This window comes from Halocella sp. SP3-1 (assembly GCF_003953885.1).
GTDB classification, from domain to species: domain Bacteria; phylum Bacillota; class Halanaerobiia; order Halanaerobiales; family DTU029; genus Iocasia; species Iocasia fonsfrigidae.
Genome location: NZ_CP032760.1, coordinates 2,141,174 through 2,158,641, shown reverse-complemented (window position 1 = coordinate 2,158,641; position 17,468 = coordinate 2,141,174). Strand labels below are relative to the sequence as shown.

17 protein-coding genes and 1 pseudogene are annotated in these 17,468 nt (G+C 32.6%); 1 reads left to right on the top strand and 17 read right to left on the bottom strand.

Annotation, left to right across the window (positions count from 1 at the left end; translation table 11 throughout):
• Positions 1-148 precede the first annotated feature (148 nt).
• From D7D81_RS10250 to D7D81_RS19525, 5 genes and pseudogenes are all read right to left on the bottom strand, one after another.
• Positions 149-3,127: a type III restriction-modification system endonuclease gene (locus D7D81_RS10250; RefSeq protein WP_125989702.1), complete on the bottom strand. Its 2,979-nt coding sequence runs from the start codon at positions 3,125-3,127 to the stop codon at positions 149-151.
• Positions 3,128-3,144: 17 nt separating this feature from the next.
• Positions 3,145-5,019, bottom strand: a complete 1,875-nt coding sequence (locus tag D7D81_RS10245; RefSeq protein ID WP_125989700.1) for a site-specific DNA-methyltransferase — start codon at positions 5,017-5,019, stop codon at positions 3,145-3,147.
• A gap of 610 nt (positions 5,020-5,629) precedes the next feature.
• Positions 5,630-6,378: pseudogene (fabG, locus tag D7D81_RS10240) on the bottom strand (3-oxoacyl-[acyl-carrier-protein] reductase).
• Between the two features lie 224 nt (positions 6,379-6,602).
• Complete coding sequence (locus D7D81_RS10235) at positions 6,603-7,394, bottom strand: hypothetical protein (protein ID WP_125989698.1); 792 nt, start codon at positions 7,392-7,394, stop codon at positions 6,603-6,605.
• 19 nt (positions 7,395-7,413) lie between these two features.
• On the bottom strand, positions 7,414-7,590 hold the full coding sequence (locus tag D7D81_RS19525) for a VOC family protein (RefSeq protein WP_164522210.1): 177 nt from the start codon (positions 7,588-7,590) through the stop codon (positions 7,414-7,416).
• Between the two features lie 21 nt (positions 7,591-7,611).
• Here D7D81_RS19525 and D7D81_RS10230 point away from each other — a divergent pair, with 21 nt between their 5' ends.
• Positions 7,612-8,043: a transposase gene (locus tag D7D81_RS10230; protein ID WP_125989696.1), complete on the top strand. Its 432-nt coding sequence runs from the start codon at positions 7,612-7,614 to the stop codon at positions 8,041-8,043.
• Here the strand turns inward: D7D81_RS10230 and D7D81_RS20155 are convergent.
• The 12 genes from D7D81_RS20155 to D7D81_RS10185 form a co-directional block, all read right to left on the bottom strand.
• Positions 8,027-8,230 carry a group II intron maturase-specific domain-containing protein gene (locus D7D81_RS20155; protein ID WP_286170397.1) on the bottom strand — a complete coding sequence of 68 codons (204 nt, stop codon included), beginning with the start codon at positions 8,228-8,230 and terminating at the stop codon, positions 8,027-8,029. The genes D7D81_RS10230 and D7D81_RS20155 overlap by 17 nt on opposite strands.
• Entirely contained in the window at positions 8,179-8,493 is a 315-nt protein-coding gene (locus tag D7D81_RS10225; RefSeq protein ID WP_286169546.1) for a hypothetical protein, read from the bottom strand. Before D7D81_RS10225 ends, D7D81_RS20155 begins: the two co-directional genes overlap by 52 nt.
• Before the next feature lie 39 nt (positions 8,494-8,532).
• Positions 8,533-9,171 carry a group II intron maturase-specific domain-containing protein gene (locus D7D81_RS10220; protein ID WP_205739172.1) on the bottom strand — a complete coding sequence of 213 codons (639 nt, stop codon included), beginning with the start codon at positions 9,169-9,171 and terminating at the stop codon, positions 8,533-8,535.
• Positions 9,172-9,232: 61 nt separating this feature from the next.
• Positions 9,233-9,367, bottom strand: coding sequence for a hypothetical protein (locus D7D81_RS20150; RefSeq protein ID WP_286169545.1), 135 nt, complete (start codon positions 9,365-9,367; stop codon positions 9,233-9,235).
• A 15-nt stretch (positions 9,368-9,382) separates the two neighbouring features.
• Positions 9,383-10,024, bottom strand: a complete 642-nt coding sequence (locus tag D7D81_RS10215) for a lactate utilization protein (protein WP_125989694.1) — start codon at positions 10,022-10,024, stop codon at positions 9,383-9,385.
• 183 nt (positions 10,025-10,207) lie between these two features.
• Complete coding sequence (locus D7D81_RS19875) at positions 10,208-10,582, bottom strand: group II intron maturase-specific domain-containing protein (RefSeq protein ID WP_205739171.1); 375 nt, start codon at positions 10,580-10,582, stop codon at positions 10,208-10,210.
• 43 nt (positions 10,583-10,625) lie between these two features.
• Positions 10,626-10,895, bottom strand: a complete 270-nt coding sequence (locus D7D81_RS19870; RefSeq protein WP_205739170.1) for a hypothetical protein — start codon at positions 10,893-10,895, stop codon at positions 10,626-10,628.
• 583 nt (positions 10,896-11,478) lie between these two features.
• Positions 11,479-12,774, bottom strand: a complete 1,296-nt coding sequence (ltrA, locus tag D7D81_RS10205) for a group II intron reverse transcriptase/maturase (RefSeq protein ID WP_125989664.1) — start codon at positions 12,772-12,774, stop codon at positions 11,479-11,481.
• Between the two features lie 602 nt (positions 12,775-13,376).
• The gene (locus D7D81_RS10200; RefSeq protein ID WP_164522209.1) at positions 13,377-14,009 is read right to left on the bottom strand and encodes a LysE family translocator; all 633 of its coding nucleotides are present in this window, start codon (positions 14,007-14,009) and stop codon (positions 13,377-13,379) included.
• Between the two features lie 315 nt (positions 14,010-14,324).
• On the bottom strand, positions 14,325-14,954 hold the full coding sequence (locus D7D81_RS10195) for a nitroreductase family protein (RefSeq protein WP_125989690.1): 630 nt from the start codon (positions 14,952-14,954) through the stop codon (positions 14,325-14,327).
• A 510-nt stretch (positions 14,955-15,464) separates the two neighbouring features.
• A complete protein-coding gene (locus tag D7D81_RS10190; RefSeq protein WP_205739169.1) occupies positions 15,465-15,803 on the bottom strand; it encodes a nuclear transport factor 2 family protein in 339 nt (112 codons plus the stop codon).
• A gap of 656 nt (positions 15,804-16,459) precedes the next feature.
• Positions 16,460-17,317 (bottom strand): SDR family oxidoreductase, encoded by an 858-nt coding sequence (locus D7D81_RS10185; protein ID WP_125989686.1) that lies wholly within the window; start codon positions 17,315-17,317, stop codon positions 16,460-16,462.
• Positions 17,318-17,468 lie beyond the last annotated feature (151 nt).

Here is a 17,468-nt window from a genome sequence, read left to right as displayed (position 1 = left end):
CTGTAGTTATAAACATAAAAATGTAACATTTTCCTAAATTTTTATCGGCTTATATTAGTCAAATTATTTTTTTGCTTAAAATAGATAACAAAGCTATATTCCAACTGGATATATTAATCATCAGACCCAAAGTAAAAGAGCTAATACATTATTGATATACTTCATGCATCAACCTATCAAATGAATCTACAACCGTATATTTCACTCCTTCTTCTAAAGCTTTAAAGTGTCTTCTGCCACACTTAATCTTATCATCTTCAACATCTCGTAAGAGTTGGGGATTGATATTTCCTTTAGATTCCACTACAAAATACAATTTCTTTTCATCATCTTTTTCAATTAATACTGCCCAATCAGGATTATAACTTCCCAGTGGTGTAGGGATTTTAAACCAGGCCGGTAATTTTGCATAGACTAATACATTATCACTCTTTTCAAATCTACGGGCTAATTTCTCTTCTATGCCAGAATCATAGACTACATAATTATAAACAGATTTTTTGCACTCCAGCATATTTGATGATAAATAACCAAATAACTCTTCATTTGCAAATAATTCCTGGGCATAGTACTCCTCGTCACCTATTTTTTCATATTTAATACCGTCAACGATAAAGCTTCTCATATTATACTGGATAATACGGATTACTTCATCGATAAACTTTTGAGGATTGACTTTAAAATCCTTAAGACGACCACTTTTCACTAATATTTCTACTATAGTTTTTCTGGTAAGTTGTGTCTCATTTTGAAGATAACTAATAATATCAGGCAGCTTATAATCTTTAGGTCTGTATTGATATCTTCTTTCTTTAACGGTATCTTCATCAGGTAATACTCCACCCCTGGAAATTTCAGTTTTAGCTTTAGTATAAATCATTTCAGCATTTCCTACCAGTAGATTATTCTTAATCTCATTAGCACATCTTTCTATCAGTTCATCCACAGAAAAATCTACGGAATAGGTAGTTTTATATTTAATTTTATCCCATAGTCTTTTAAAATCTTTATCTAGATAAACAGCCTTATTAAGATTAACCTCTGTTCTATCATCACGATTTTTTATATTAAGTTTACCAGCAATTTTCTTCAATATGCCAAAGATCTGGTCTTGCTCTTCATCATATTCAGCAGGAATCTTTAAGATATTTAAACCTAATTCTTCACGCAACTTATCCTGAATTAATCCCTTTTTATCAATGTATTTATCTGTCAGAAAATACTGCCAGATATTTTCTGAAGACTTTTCTCCTAGATAGGCTCTCTGACCATGGTCATCAACAGTTACTACATTAGCAAAAGTATGTTTTTCTACTATTCCAAACTTAATACCTTCTTCTTCCTCGATCTCTTTCTGTAATGCCTTAGCGAAATCTTCATAGGATTCATTCGCCATAATAGTTAAGGTATTAATATCAAAGCCAGCATGCCTTTTGCCATCTTGATCTACAGCAATCCTTAAACCCCTACCAATCTCCTGGCGTTTTTTCATCTCAGAGTTTGTTTCATTCAGTGTACAGATTTGAAATACATTGGGATTATCCCAGCCCTCTTTCAGAGCAGAGTGAGAGAAAATAAACTTAAGCTGGTAATCGAAACTAAGCAATTTTTCTTTTTCCTTCATGATAAGGTTATAAGCACTTTCATCAGCTTGATAAATGCCTTTGGAATCTTTTACTCGGTACTCTCCATTAGCATCTTTTTTTCGATCAATTGCAAAATAGCCATCATGTACTTTTTCTGCTGCAACTTCTTCTATATCTTTAAAGAGTGTATGATATTTGGGCTTCTTAATTATTTTTTTATATTCCTCTTCAAAGATAAGGGCATATTTTCCTTTCTGTGGGTAGCCATCTTTATCATAATAGCGATAGTTAGCTACTTTATCTAAAAAGAATAGACTCAATACCTTTATTCCTTTTTCCTTAAGTTTCAGCTCCTTATCTAAATGTTCCTCAATTGTCTTTCTTATCTGAAGTCTTTTTATTTCATCTTGATCAACATTCCCTATTGTTTCTCCCAGTCTTATAACATCAGGCTTACTGGTAAAATCAATATACTCAAATCCTTCTTCACAATAGATATCATTAATAATATAACCACGGTATACTTCCCGGCCTCCAGATAATTCATATAAATCTTCACCCTGAGTTACTCTCCTCTTATCCCTTTTTGTCTTACCATTCTGACTAATACCGAGTTCTATAGTTGCAGATATTGGAGATTTTTTATTATCTACAGCCAGTAATTTTATATAGGCCTGATTATTACTATCTTTTACAGCAATAGAGGCAACCTCAATCTGTTTGACCAGTTTTCTTTCATAGGCATCTACTGAGTCCAATTTATACATTAAATTGTATACTTCCTTATGAGTAGCCGAATATCTAAGTTTAAATAAGGGATTCAAGGATGCAATAGCTTTCTTGGCCTTAGGAGTAGTATCTACACTCTGTGGTTCATCAATAATAACAATTGGCTGAGTTTCCTGAACAAATTCTATCGGTTTAAGTCCATTTAAACGATCATTTTCTCGATGAATAATATTGGCTCTTGTTTGTTTACTAGGATCACTGAAACTTTTCCGGAAAGCATCTATGTTAATAACCATAATCTGAATATAATCATTGGTAGCAAAGTTACGAACTTGGCCTAACTTTTGTGAGTCGTATATAAAATAATCATAGGGTACATTATCATATAAAGCTTTAAAATGCTCTTTTGTAATTTCCAGTGATTTATAGACGCCTTCTTTGATAGCTATTGAAGGTACCACGATTACAAACTTGGTAAAGCCATATTTTTTATTCAATTCAAAAATGGTTCTAAGATATACATAAGTTTTTCCAGTACCAGTTTCCATTTCAATATTAAAATCATATGAAGTAAGTTTCTTACTCTGTTTTAGGCCATTTCTCAATTGTATTTTCTGTACATTTTTCAGAATATCTTCTTCATCTAAAGTTAGTTTATTGCCCACACCTAAATTAGATTCAAAAAGAGTATCATTATCTAGCTGAGGAACGGTAAAATTAGTATCACAGATTGCTTGTCCCTCAAATATATCAACAATTGAATCAATAGCCTCCAGTTGATAATCTAACTTAGGATTAAATTTTAACTTCAATCAACACACCACCTTTCCTACAAGCTTTTTACATCCTCTATTCCATATTTCTTTAAGATCTGAATAGCATTTGTCTTGATAACATCATCTTTAAATCCATTATCCTTAAAGATAACTCGCATAATTTCTGGTTGATATTTATCTTTTAAGTTTCCGATCTCTTCAACTATATCAAGAGTTATCTTTTTATCCAGGCAGATTATCAGTGCACCATAACCAACTATATATACCTTCTTATTATTTAAAGTTGTTTCTTCAATAGGTATAGTTAAATCTAACCCGTACTTCAGCAGTATTTCATAAACTATATCTTCTTCTGTACGGTCTTCTTTAATATTCTCTACCATGTTAAATAAAGTCTGCTCAAGATCATCACTCTGACTGGTATCCCAGGTTTTAATGTTTGAAGTAGCTAGTTTGAAAACTTTGAACCCAGTGTCTAAGTTTTCAATCCCTTCTTCATCTTTATTTTCTTCTTTAATTATTTCTCCTGCTCTTCTAATGCGCTCTTTGCCTATGTCAGTTATATAATTATAACCGGCTTTATAAGCATCAGATTTCTCACCAGTATTCTCTGGCAGCTGAACCATTATAAATTTACGATTACTATTATCTTCAATATTTTGCTGCATTACTGCATGAGCCATGGTCGCAGATCCAGAGAAAAAATCCATAATTATATCATTCTCATTTGTCGATAGCTGAACAATTCGTTGCATTAATTTCACTGGTTTAGGATAATCCATAACAGCTTTTCCATCAAACAGTTTATTCACTTCTTTTTTTGCATCTTGAGAATGAGAAACTTCATCATATGTCCAAACTGTTAATGGAACCATAAATTGCCTTACTTCAGATAAAAATCTTTTTAATGCTGGAACATTATTTCCATCTTCCCCAAACCAAATCATATTATCTTCAACATATTCTTGAAATTTTTTCTTTGATAAAATCCAACAACGTCCTTCTGGTGGAATTACTTTTCTGCCACTTGGTGTAACAATTTCATAAACTCTATCAGAAACAACAGGGCCAGCAGATAAATTATCCGGTTTCCATGGGCCTCTTTGATCATTATCAGGATTTATATATCTACTATTAGCTTCTTTACTTCTAGGTAAGCCAAACCATACTGTCTTATCAATATTTTTTGCATAAGCTAAAATATAATCATGATTAGTTGAAGAGTACTTATTCATATTAACTGGGGCATAGGCTCTTTGCCATATAAATGATGATATAAAATTATTATCGCCATATATTTCATCACATATTTTTTTCAAATTAGCAATTTCATTATCATCTATGCTAATAAATATTACCCCATCTTCTCTCATCAAATTTCTTGCAAGTCGTAGCCGAGGATAGATCATATTTAGCCAATCAGTATGATATCTTCCACTTGTATCGGAATTGGTACTTAATTTATTACCTTCATTATCAAATTGTCCTGTAATTTCAAAATAGTTATTAAGATTATCTTTAAAGTCATCATTATAAACAAAGTCTTTCCCAGTATTATAAGGTGGATCTATATATATAATTTTAATTTTATTATGATAAGATTTCTGTAATAACTTAAGTACTTCTAGATTATCACCTTCTATATATAAATTCTCAGTAGTATCCCAATCCTTACTTTCCTCTTTACAAGGTCTTAGGGAACCCGTAGAAGGTTGTTGGGCTAATCTTTTTGCCTGAGATTTTCCATGCCAGGTAAGGTTATATCTCTCCGATTTATCATCAGCAAATTCGCCCAATCTTTCTTTTAGTTTTTCAATATCCACCTGACCTTCATTAAAAACATCTGGAAAGATAGATTTTAGTTTTTCAATATTATTTTTTACAATATCCATACTACTTCCATCTGCTTTTGGATCTAATTTTTCCATAGAAATATGCCCTCCTTATAATGCTTTCTTGTTCTCTTCAATTTAAGTGTAAACTGTTCCTGTATGGTTTAGTTAAATAGGGAGTAACTGCTATGCTTCATTTTAATCGACTGGTCAAACATTCTTATGCAAAAGATCTGTTATGAAAGAACCTTACATAATAGTTCAATAAATATCCAGAAAACCCTCTATAATCATACTAATAATAAGTCTGTATTATTACATTCCTTTTAAAGAAGAAGTCTCAGTTGGTAATATAAATTTTTATGCTGATATTGATTATTTAAATAGTGATAAAAATTATCAGGATTTTATTGATGCTTTGTATATTAAAAATTAGGTTTTTTTCTTTTTATTTCTTGAAATTAAATTATTATATAACTAAATATATAGTTTTTAGTAAGAGTGAAATTATTAACACCCCATAGTATTAAGTGTAAACCACCGCAGCTCCGTTCAACAAAGTATTTCCTCAATTGCATCTCAGGCAGATTTGAAAAGTTCAAATCATATTTATTATTATTGATTTGGGTTTTCTTTTTGGCTCAATTGCAGAAATACTCCTGATTTGTTATATGAAGTTAGCTTGGTTTTCCTCTAATTATTATTTTCACATTACCATTCCACCATCTACATTAATAACTTGTCCTGTTACATACTTAGCTAAATCAGATACTAGAAATAAAACAACATTTGCCACATCATCTGGTTTCCCATATGCCTTCATTGGAATCTGTGATAACATTTTATAGAAACTTCTTCTGGAAGCTCATGTGTCATGTCTGTTTCAATATATCCTGGTGCAATAGCGTTAACATTAACTCCTCTTTCAGCCATTTCTTTAGCAGTTGTCTTTGTCAGTCCAATTAAACCAGCCTTTGATGCAGAATAATTAGCTTGTCCAACATTTCCCATAAGACCAACCACACTTGCAATATTTATTATACTTCCTGACTTTTGTCTTAACATCTGCTTTGATACTAATTTGGTGCAAATAAAAGCTCCTGTTAAATTTATTTTTAATACATTGTCCCAATCTTCTTGCTTCATTATCATAAGTCGAGCATCTTTGGTTATTCCTGCATTATTAACAAGAATATCAATTCTAGAAAATTTATTTTTTATTGCCTTTACAACTTGTCTTGTTGATTCTTCTGAAGAAACATCATGTTTTAAAGCTATAGTCTCTACCTTATATTTATTTGATATCTCTTCAGCTGTCGATACTGCTATTTTTTCATTAATATCGGTAATTGCAATATTTATTTTCTCAGCCGCAAGTTTTTCTGCAATAGCTTTTCCTAATCCACGAGCACTTCCAGTAATAAATGCTAATTTGTTTTTTAATCCTAAGTCCATAAAAATCGCTCCTCTGGTTTTTTATTTTATCTTGTTTTTTCCTTTCATATGTAACAGTAAAAGCTAATTTCCAATAACGTAACCATATTTCCGAAGTCCAGCAACCCTTGGATATCTCCTAACTTGGGTTGATGAATTTGGGTGAAGCGACAAGTGCTTTCGCTTTACATAAATAATATTTAATTAAACTTATATGTACTTAACTTCTATCTTTTATAAATTATTTATGAACCATATTTTCCATATTGTTTTCTATCGGTAAAATATAAAATGATTACCTTATTACCTTTTTGATAAGGATAATATAATTCATAATTACCATCAGAAGCACTAAATAAATGTCTATTTTTATTATCATCGAATACAGATTTTAAATATTCTTGCTCTTCTGGGGAACAAGCATAAATGTAATCAATTTTTGAATAACTTTTATTTTTATTATAGTATCTTGTAAATCTTAAAAAAACATCTTTCTCATGAATAGTATCTTTTATTATTATACTTATTGATGGAAAACTTTCAGCTTGTTTTGCAATAAATTCTAATCCTTCTGCCGTTTTTCGAATATACTGTTCACTAAATGAATAATCCAAAAAATTTTCAGTTGTTTCTTCATTATTTACAATAGAATATTTAGCGGCTTTTATCAATTTCTTTTCTCTAATTAATGTAGTTCTATAATCTCCATAAAAAAGGACTCCAAAAATTAAAGGAAAAGATAATATTAATAAACCTATCGATAACTTTTTACGTTTACTGTTAAAATTATGATGCTCCGATTTTGTCAATGATTCTGAAATGCTTGTTAAATTAAACATTATATTTACAATTACAGCTCCAATTAATATTGCAATAATACCTAATATTGATAAGTAAAAAAACTCAGTAATATTTTCTTTAAATATTTTCAAGCTAAATACGGTTATAGAGGTATAAATAAATATCCAATAAATAAGTAATATAATAGCTAAAAGTGCGATTCTATTTGTCCATTTTATTATTGTTTTATTATTCATACTTTAATCCCCTTTCATGTTAATGACCTTCTGATGTATTGTTTTTAAATGTTTTTACTCCTGCTTCCATAAATCGTTTTTTTAATTTTGGATACTCTGTTGAAAGAACATTAAATGCAATATGTGAATAATCAGGATTCTGATTTGACAATTCTTTTTCATCTAAATTTAGAGCAATCCATATGTTACCAGCCATTAAATATGCTCCTCTATCCCAATGTACTATTTACATACCTGGGGACAAACACTCTCTTTTCATCCTCACATACATTGTATCATACCTGCAGAGGGATTATCACCTAATAATCAATGGATTAAGTCCAAAAAAAATTTCTTTATTCCTGTCAGGGTTATTGCCAATATGTTTAGAGGTGAATTCCTTGCTTTCTTTAAAAACGAAGTCCCAGCTAGTAATATTAAGTTTTATACTGATATTGATTATTTTAATAGTGATAAAAATTATCAGGATTTTGTTGATGCTTTGTATAATAGAGTAGGACCAGTCTTTCGACTGGGACCCCTCGTCAAACTGCACGTACGGTTCTCCCGTATACAGCTTACCGTAACCGTTGCCCCATCACAGGGAGTAAGCCATCGTCACCGTGTTACCACGATTGTAATTTTACTCCTTGTCAGGACAATAGGGTAAGTAGTGATTTGAGTCCCTTCTGCTGAAACAAAGCATTAGGGATTCTTTGATTTTGATGTTTAACTGCTTTCTTCTTTTCAATATATGACCGAAGACGCATCCGTATCCATTTATCTAACCTTCGGAAAAGTTCCTTTACATTTCCGTGACCAAAGTAGTTTCCCCAGCAATTATTTTGGGGTTTAATTCTCTAATGATAAAACCTACATCCCAGGGCTGATTTCTCCGGGTCACCTTACGCACTTTATCTTTAAATGCTTTTAATGCTTTCTTCCTTGGTCTCTTGTATTTCCAGGCAATAAACTCAAAGCCCAGAAACACAAACCCTTCTCCAAAGTTAGTAATGACTGTCTTTTCGGGATGGAGCGTTAGCTTAAGTCTTTCCTCAACTATCTCCTTAACTACCTCCAATGCTCTTTTGGCTTTCCTCTTTGATTTTGTAAGTACCACAAGGTGAGTAGCCCGGAGGAATTTCACCTCCAGGCCCTCTCAGAATCGGACGTGAACCTCTCGGCTCATCCGGCTCTCATTATTCAGCCGTAGGTAATATTCCCATTTTCCAATGTCGAACAATCTTTTCATTTTCTTTGCTATACGTCCCATCCAGCGTTCTGCTCGCCGTCTATGCCTGGTCAACTTCTTGTATTTTCTTCTCGCCCAGTGCACCAAAGCTCTGTTCAAGTGTTTTAATACCGGATATAATGCAGATTTATAATAACGACCATAATAATTTATCCAACCACGAATTATAGGATTATACATTCTGGATATATCTATTAATTCTATATCTGGTCTAAGATGTATCCGCCAGTTTCTGATGACCTGTCTTATTGCTTTACATGCTTTGTTACTCACAGCAGGTGTAAAGTTAATGAAATACTTACCATAACGATTCTTTGAGCTCCTAGGTCTGAATGTATATCCAAGAAAATCAAATTTTATATTTTCATGCTCTTCCCTACGATCATCATCTTTACAATATACAATGCGCGTTTTATCCGGATGCAGTTCTAACTTACACTCTTTCAACCTTCGTTTTAATTGAGTGTATAATTTTTCTGCCTCCTTCTTGGTTTTGCAATGTATTACCGCATCATCCGCATATCTTTTTGGAAATGTCCTTTCCATCCATTTATCGAATACATAACCAACTTCTTGGAACTCTTTTTGTTGGAGATAGAAATATTTCCTATTCTCCCCTTTTTGCCTTTTCCATAACTTCTTTATTTACTGGTTGAGTCCAAATGTTACCTGAATCAACACTATAATCCCAAGCTTTACTGTTATGATTATTTACATCCATTTTTTCACCTTCTAATGCCATGTTAGACGAAGTATTTTAGTATCCTAAATTTTCGTCAACTATAATAATTTTAATTCGGTTTTTTTTAAGCTGTCTTTTTATTATTGTTATATTATTACATATTCTATCCTTCGAACTACAATCTACACAATATCCAACTTTTGTACATGGAGTATCTTTATTAAGCCTTTTTGCGTCAATAGGAGCTGCTATATTCTTAACTCTATTTTTTGCCTCTTCTAAATCTTTAACTATTTTATTTTTTCCAGCTACAATAATAACTTGTTTAGGGCCAAAAATCATTGCAGATACCCTATTCCCGTACCCATCTATATTATATAATTCTCCTTTTTCTGTGATTGCATTTGTACTACATAAAAAAGTGTCAGCACTAAAAATATCTGAATAAAGTTTATCTTTTTCAGCTCTTGTTAAGCCCTCTTTATATTTATCTAAAAATATATAATTTTCTTTTCTTAATAAATCTATAATGCCAGTTTCAAATAATGTCATTGAATCTCCAACTCCAACGACAGATCTCTCCGAAACAAGTTCCTTTATTTTGTTAATCAAATCTTCCCGAGTCTTCACATAAAAACCCTTCATATTATTATTTCTAATATTATCTAGTATTCTTTCTATTTTCATAGCTTGGTGCCATTTAATATTTTCATCCATTGTTTTATTCTCCTCCTTATTTTAAACGATCAGTAGTATTAAAGTATTTAAAATATTTCGTCTAACGTACCAGGATTTAAGAAGTTCATGAGGCTTAGGGTCAAGTAAGCGGGGCTTTACAACCCCAACTCCTCACAGAACCGTACGTGCCCTATTTAGGCATACGGCTCTTCACTCGATTATTCACCTAACATAACTAGCACCAGCACCTAATCTATATAAATTTACTTTTATTCTTGGCTTGACAATAGGATATTTCTCCAAGAATATTTCGAACTTCTCCCAGTCAAAGCTTTTCTTTTGACTGCGTCTGTTTAACCATTTATAAACTAGCTTTTGAACCTCATCATACAGGCTATCAATACTTTTGCTGTTATCTGATACTGCATAATAGTTGTATGTTCCCGTTAGTTTTCTGTTTAACTTCCTCATTAGTTCTTTTACTGGAAGAGTTCTATTATATTTTAGCCAGGATTTACATCTCATTATACTACGATGATATCGCTTATTACTTGTCTTTCTCTTTAGTCGTTTGATTCCATCCTTACATTTACCCATATAATGGGTAAATCCAAGAAAATCAAATGTGTCATTGTCATCATCAGCAGTCTTTTGGAATATATACCCTTTTCGCAGGTAATGGCCTATATGCCCATCTTTTCATTCTAGCTATTAAGCTCTTAACATTCCCTGGAAGATTCTTTCCATACTCCGCTTTTGTTACTTCATCTACTCCAGCTGCTTTGTTTCCAGCTAGTTCATGATGACATTTGACTATCAATTCATAATTAATTAGATGTATTAGTGATGTAAATCTTTCATTAGGTCTATTTCTAGCTACTTCAGCTATTCTTGCAAGTTTCGTTTCCACATTTTCACCTATCTCTGTGTATAGAATATGTTTCCCTTTTAAGATTAATCTTGTGTAATCGCCTTCCCATCCACAGGCATTACTCTGCTTCCTCGGTACTATGCGATTATCCGACTCCCTGTAATATTAGATGTCCTTACTTTGTTATCGCTTGGTTACATCCTATCTCTCTGCGTAGAAATTACAGGGCCTCCCAAGTTAACAATATCATATCTATGTATAGCATGCGGAGGTCTCCGACCCCGGGGTGTTATTGTATTCTCGCTTATCGAATACAATAATGTTGCCTTCTGCTCAGTCGACAGCATCGGCCTTTCCCAATCTCCAAGATTTCGAGGCTCAATCCCTTCAGCTAAATGCTTACCGCCTACTACCTAACTGTTTACGCTTAACATCTATGGTCACCCAATAAATGTCCAAAACTCGCTATGAGTGGTTTGCTAAACCTTCCTCAGTAGGAATCCCACCTACTATATGATATGCTCTTTTCTTGGCGCACGTCAAGTAAGCGGGGCTTTACAACCCCAACTCCTCACAGAACCGTACGTGCCCTATTTAGGCATACGGCTCTTCACTCGATTATTCACCTAACATAACTAGCACCAGCACCTAATCTATATAAATTTACTTTTATTCTTGGCTTGACAATAGGATATTTCTCCAAGAATATTTCGAACTTCTCCCAGTCAAAGCTTTTCTTTTGACTGCGTCTGTTTAACCATTTATAAACTAGCTTTTGAACCTCATCATACAGGCTATCAATACTTTTGCTGTTATCTGATACTGCATAATAGTTGTATGTTCCTGTTAGTTTTCTGTTTAACTTCCTCATTAGTTCTTTTACTGGAAGAGTTCTATTATATTTTAGCCAGGATTTACATCTCATTATACTACGATGATATCGCTTATTACTTGTCTTTCTCTTTAGTCGTTTGATTCCATCCTTACATTTACCCATATAATGGGTAAATCCAAGAAAATCAAATGTGTCATTGTCATCATCAGCAGATACATTTACTATCTTAGTTTTCTCTTCTGATAACTCTAAACCGAATTTGGATATTCTTTCTTTCATTGCTTTATAGAAGTATTTTACATCTTCTTTATACTGTAGGCAAAATATTATATCATCTGCGTATCTCACCATGTAAGCTTTACCCTTTAACTCTTTACGCATTGTTTTATTAAACCATAGGTCAACAACATAATGTAGATATAAATTCGCCATAATTGGAGAACAGACTCCACCTTGCGGTGTTCCTTGTGGAGTGTCATATTTTATTCCTGCCTCCATGACTCCAGCCCGAAGAAGTCTCGATATGAGTCGTTGTATATTAGGATCTTTAATTCGATGGTCAATGAATTTCATCATCCACCCGTGGTCTACATTATCAAAGAATCCTTTAATATCTGTATCAACTACATAGTTAATATCATCTCTGTTAACTATTCTTCCTAATATTCTCAAGGCATCATGACAGTTTCTTCCTGGACGAAAACCAAATGAACATTCAAGAAAGTCTTCTTCATATATCGCATTTAGAATCTTTGATAGTGCCTTTTGAACTAGTTTGTCTTCGTATGCTGGAATCCCTAGCGGTCTCTTCTTCCCATTTTCTTTTGGAATATATACCCTTTTCGCAGGTAATGGCCTATATGCCCATCTTTTCATTCTAGCTATTAAGCTCTTAACATTCCCTGGAAGATTCTTTCCATACTCCGCTTTTGTTACTTCATCTACTCCAGCTGCTTTGTTTCCAGCTAGTTCATGATGACATTTGACTATCAATTCATAATTAATTAGATGTATTAGTGATGTAAATCTTTCATTAGGTCTATTTCTAGCTACTTCAGCTATTCTTGCAAGTTTCGTTTCCACATTTTCACCTATCTCTGTGTATAGAATATGTTTCCCTTTTAAGATTAATCTTGTGTAATCGCCTTCCCATCCACAGGCATTACTCTGCTTCCTCGGTACTATGCGATTATCCGACTCCCTGTAATATTAGATGTCCTTACTTTGTTATCGCTTGGTTACATCCTATCTCTCTGCGTAGAAATTACAGGGCCTCCCAAGTTAACAATATCATATCTATGTATAGCATGCGGAGGTCTCCGACCCCGGGGTGTTATTGTATTCTCGCTTATCGAATACTATAATGTTGCCTTCTGCTCAGTCGACAGCATCGGCCTTTCCCAATCTCCAAGATTTCGAGGCTCAATCCCTTCAGCTAAATGCTTACCGCCTACTACCTAACTGTTTACGCTTAACATCTATGGTTACCCAATAAATGTCCAAAACTCGCTATGAGTGGTTTGCTAAACCTTCCTCAGTAGGAATCCCACCTACTATATGATATGCTCTTTTCTTGGCGCACCGACTGCCCTTGATGAATAAATTTGGATAGAGCGTAGCGGAATCTTAAATCCCATGTTATCCGAAGTACAGCAATTTTCTAGTTGTAAATTAAATATATTTTTTCATATTTTATTAGATTTATTTTTTATAATCTTTACTATTCTCTTTATCCCATAACTAATAAGAATTATTGCAACCAACATATTAGCTAGTTGAACAACCAATGGAGATATAGAAGATTTTAATATTGAAATAATAAATATAGAAAAACTTAAGAAAACCGGAGTAGCAAATCCAGCTGATAACCCAAAGGCTAATAGCTCTTTTTTTGTTAAAGAATATTCAACTGATCTAGCGGCAAATATACTAGTCCAAAATAGAATCGTTAGAGGGCTAGATATTGTCAATATAAATGCTGAAATAAAACTATTAATTAGATTTGATGATTGATTTATCTCCATATTAATATTAATAGAATTTAAAACATTTACTGCCATATAAACCCCAAAACAGATAAGAACAATAGAACTTATATATCCTAAAATTTTCTTAACCTTTTTTCTCTCTAATAATTTTCCTATTCCAGCAATAGCTAGTGTAATATATAAGTAATCTACAATTGTTACAGCTAAAATTGCTAACCCATCAACTAACGACTTTTGAAGAACAATATTAGCTATAAAGAAAAATACAGGTCCAATTGCTATTTGTAGAATTAATCCCGTTGTTAAACCTTTTATAAATACTTTTGACATTTTATAATTCCCTTTCATTTCTGTCTTTTTATTATTTAACTTAGCTGTATTTTGGATAACGTAACCGTATTGCCGAAGTCCAGCAGACTTAGATAGTTCTTATCTTAGTCTGCTGGATTTGGGCGAAGTGACGCAGGAACATAGTCGGCAATATTTTGTTAGGCGATGGAATCAATGGAAACCGCCACTAACCATTAACCAAGAAAGTTAGCATATAACGCTTCAATATGTCGTAATTAAACAAGTCAATCTTATATAATAAACATTAGGGCAAGTTGAATGCAAAGTACAAATTGGAATTGTCACATCCATAACCTACCAAACATTATTGTGTATTCTTTCAGTTATAGAGTATTCTTTTTGCTCCACCAATGAAGCATTGGCACTAGCTTTTCCCACTGCTATATAACACGGCATAAGATAATCCTCTGGAAAATTTAAAATTTTTCTTACCCATTCTCCCTCATTTCCTAAAGGAATACGTAAAGCAGACGTATATCCCTCAGCAGTTATTGCTAGGAACATATTCTCAATACAACACCAAATGGACGCATACCCATTCAAGTGAGAAAGATTTTCAGGATGCAATATATCCGTCTTTTGTTTAAACAAAGGAACAATCACACAAGCTGCCTCTGCTAACATTTTATACTGTTTTGGAATTGCAGCTTTGTAAGCATTTTGTTGACAAGTATTACTTAAGTTCCAGTCTAGTAATATGGCATTAATTTCTTCATCAGATATTTGCTCTGGAATTTTATTGATTAATTTAACGACAGTATTCTTATCCTTAATAACAATGAAATGCCAATCTCTCATGTGGTCATTTGTAGGTGCTTTCATTCCTGCTGAAATAATTCTTTCAATGACCTTATCACCTATAGACTCGTTTTCAAAATCTCTAATTGTTCTTCTTGAATTAACTACATCATAAAAATCTCTCATAATACTATCTCCTTAAATTCAAATTTATTATTTCATTTTTTATATTACCTAAATCAATACAAGAAAAGTTGTATAAAAAACAAAATTGATTCTGTCGCCTAACAATAGACTTCACGTATTGCGTCTAAGTACCTATATTTTTTTCTTATGTGCATTGCGTAAAAGTAAAATATAGATTACTATATAGTTAATCAATAATATCAAACCATCAAGTCACCTTCATTAGATACAAGGATAGCAAAGATATGAAAAGCTAAAAGTTATGTAGGCTCCAAACCTTTGTCAGGATTAATTAGAGTTTCATATTAATTGACTATTTCTGATTATTCATTAAACAATAAGCATATAGTAGGAATAAACCCCTTACTAAGTCTTTTTTACTATCTACTTCATCATGATATTTATAATTCCTTCAACTTCGACGAAACTAGACATAAAACAATAAAACCCCCTTATGTAGGAGGCTTATATATCTCTCTTATTAATCACTAAATAGCCATAAGGTTATATTCATAATTTCCCGTAAGGAAATTCATGCTCTGCTTTCGATTGAAACTCTTTTATATCAATAATCTTTCCATTATCATTAAATACAATAATAGATACCCCATCAAACCTAGAGATTTGCCCAGCGAATTCACATTCAAAATACCATTCTACAGCAGTTTGATTCATCTGATGTATAAATTGCTTTATATCCCACCTTATAACAGTTCCCCGTTCATTCCAATCATCAAACCATTGGATAATTTGTCTTATTCCTCTATACTCAGGACCATAACATTCACTATATACAACATTATCATCAAATATCTCATTAAGACATGAACCATCTTTACTTAACCACATATTAAAGTATCTTTTTATGCATTCTTCCTTTTTTATCATATCCTTACACCTCGTACAATATAAATAAACTCTATTTCTATAATTAGTGTGCAATGTTACAAATCGAGTAAGCCAGGGGATTTTCACCCCAAGCTTCTCACAGAACCGTACTTGAAAGTCTCTCTTCATCCGGCTCTTATCATTCAACCCATATTAATATTTCTATTCCGGTATTGCCAGTGTGCAAATAAATTAGGATCTCTCTTCTGCACTTCAGATAGCCATCTTTCTGCTCTCTTTCTGTGTCCTCTAAACCTTGCTCAGCAAAGATTTTGTTCGGCTTATTCATTATCGGACTATAAACCATTTCAACGATTATACTTTTTCAAAGGATAGTGGTGTATAATGACCAGTTATCCGGCATTTTTGCTTTATTAGGCCGCCATACCATTGGCTATTTGCGTTGGTTCCCTTACTTTGAGATAATTTGTTTTTGTTTATTTCACTTTGCCAGAAGTATTAGATTTATCTTGGTGTTCTAACGTAACCGTATTGCCGAAGTCCAGCAACCTTAGTTAGCTCCTATGTTAGTCTGATGGATTTGGGCGTAATGACGTTAGGAATGGAGCTGGCAATATATTGTTAAGCGATCGTACCAAATTATCTTTTATAATATCTTACATATGATTATTTTTTAAATTCCCATAAAATTCTTCCAGAGTATGTTTACCCTTTTCTGGAGCAATCATATCCATTGATAAGACAGTTAAGAAAAACTCTATTGATCCGTAAAACTTTTGAGAAGTAAATGTTCTTATAATGAATAAGATAATTTTTCTTATCCAATTAGGTATATATGTTATCTTAATTTCTTTTTCTGCAATGTTAAAAGCAATACCAGCAATTTCATTTTGCGATAATGTCTCAGGCCCCCCTACATTTATCTCTTTTCTTGCATTCTCGATAGAGTTTACACATACTACTGCTAGATCTTCACCATGTATAGGATTTGCTTTATATTTTCCATCACCAAATAGATAAACACGTCCTTTTTGTGCCATATAAAAAATCTCTGACATGTCAGAGAAAAATCCATTTGGTCGAATGATACAATAATCAATACCAGATTTTTTTAATTCATTTACAAATAACTCTTTTGCTTCACATATTTTTAGGTTTTTAAGTTTTTGCCCGTTTAATAAAGAAATATAAACAAATTTTTTTACACCACTTTTCTTTGCTTCTTTTAACAAATTCTTATTAGCTTGATAGTCAACATCCATATATGTAAGGCCATCTTTTTGTTTTGTAATTCCTACTGTAGAGATAACAAAATCAATATTATCACAACAATTATTGATTGATTCTAGCTTAGTTATTTCAGCTTCTATTACTTCAACTTTTTCATAATTTTTTTGTTCTAATTTTGTCCTATTTCGGACGATAACTCTTACCTCATGTTGTTGTCTTAAAAGCTCACTTAATATATAACCACCTAAGTATCCAGTTGCTCCTGCTAATAATATTTTACTCATATAATTATTCCTCCATATTGTAATTATTTTAATTTGGTATGTCGCCTAACGTCCCGAGCATTCCCGACGTTGTCGTCCCGTAGGGCTGGCATGGCTTTTGCTCATATATTACATGCATAATTAATGCAAAAGACATGACAGAGACAATGTC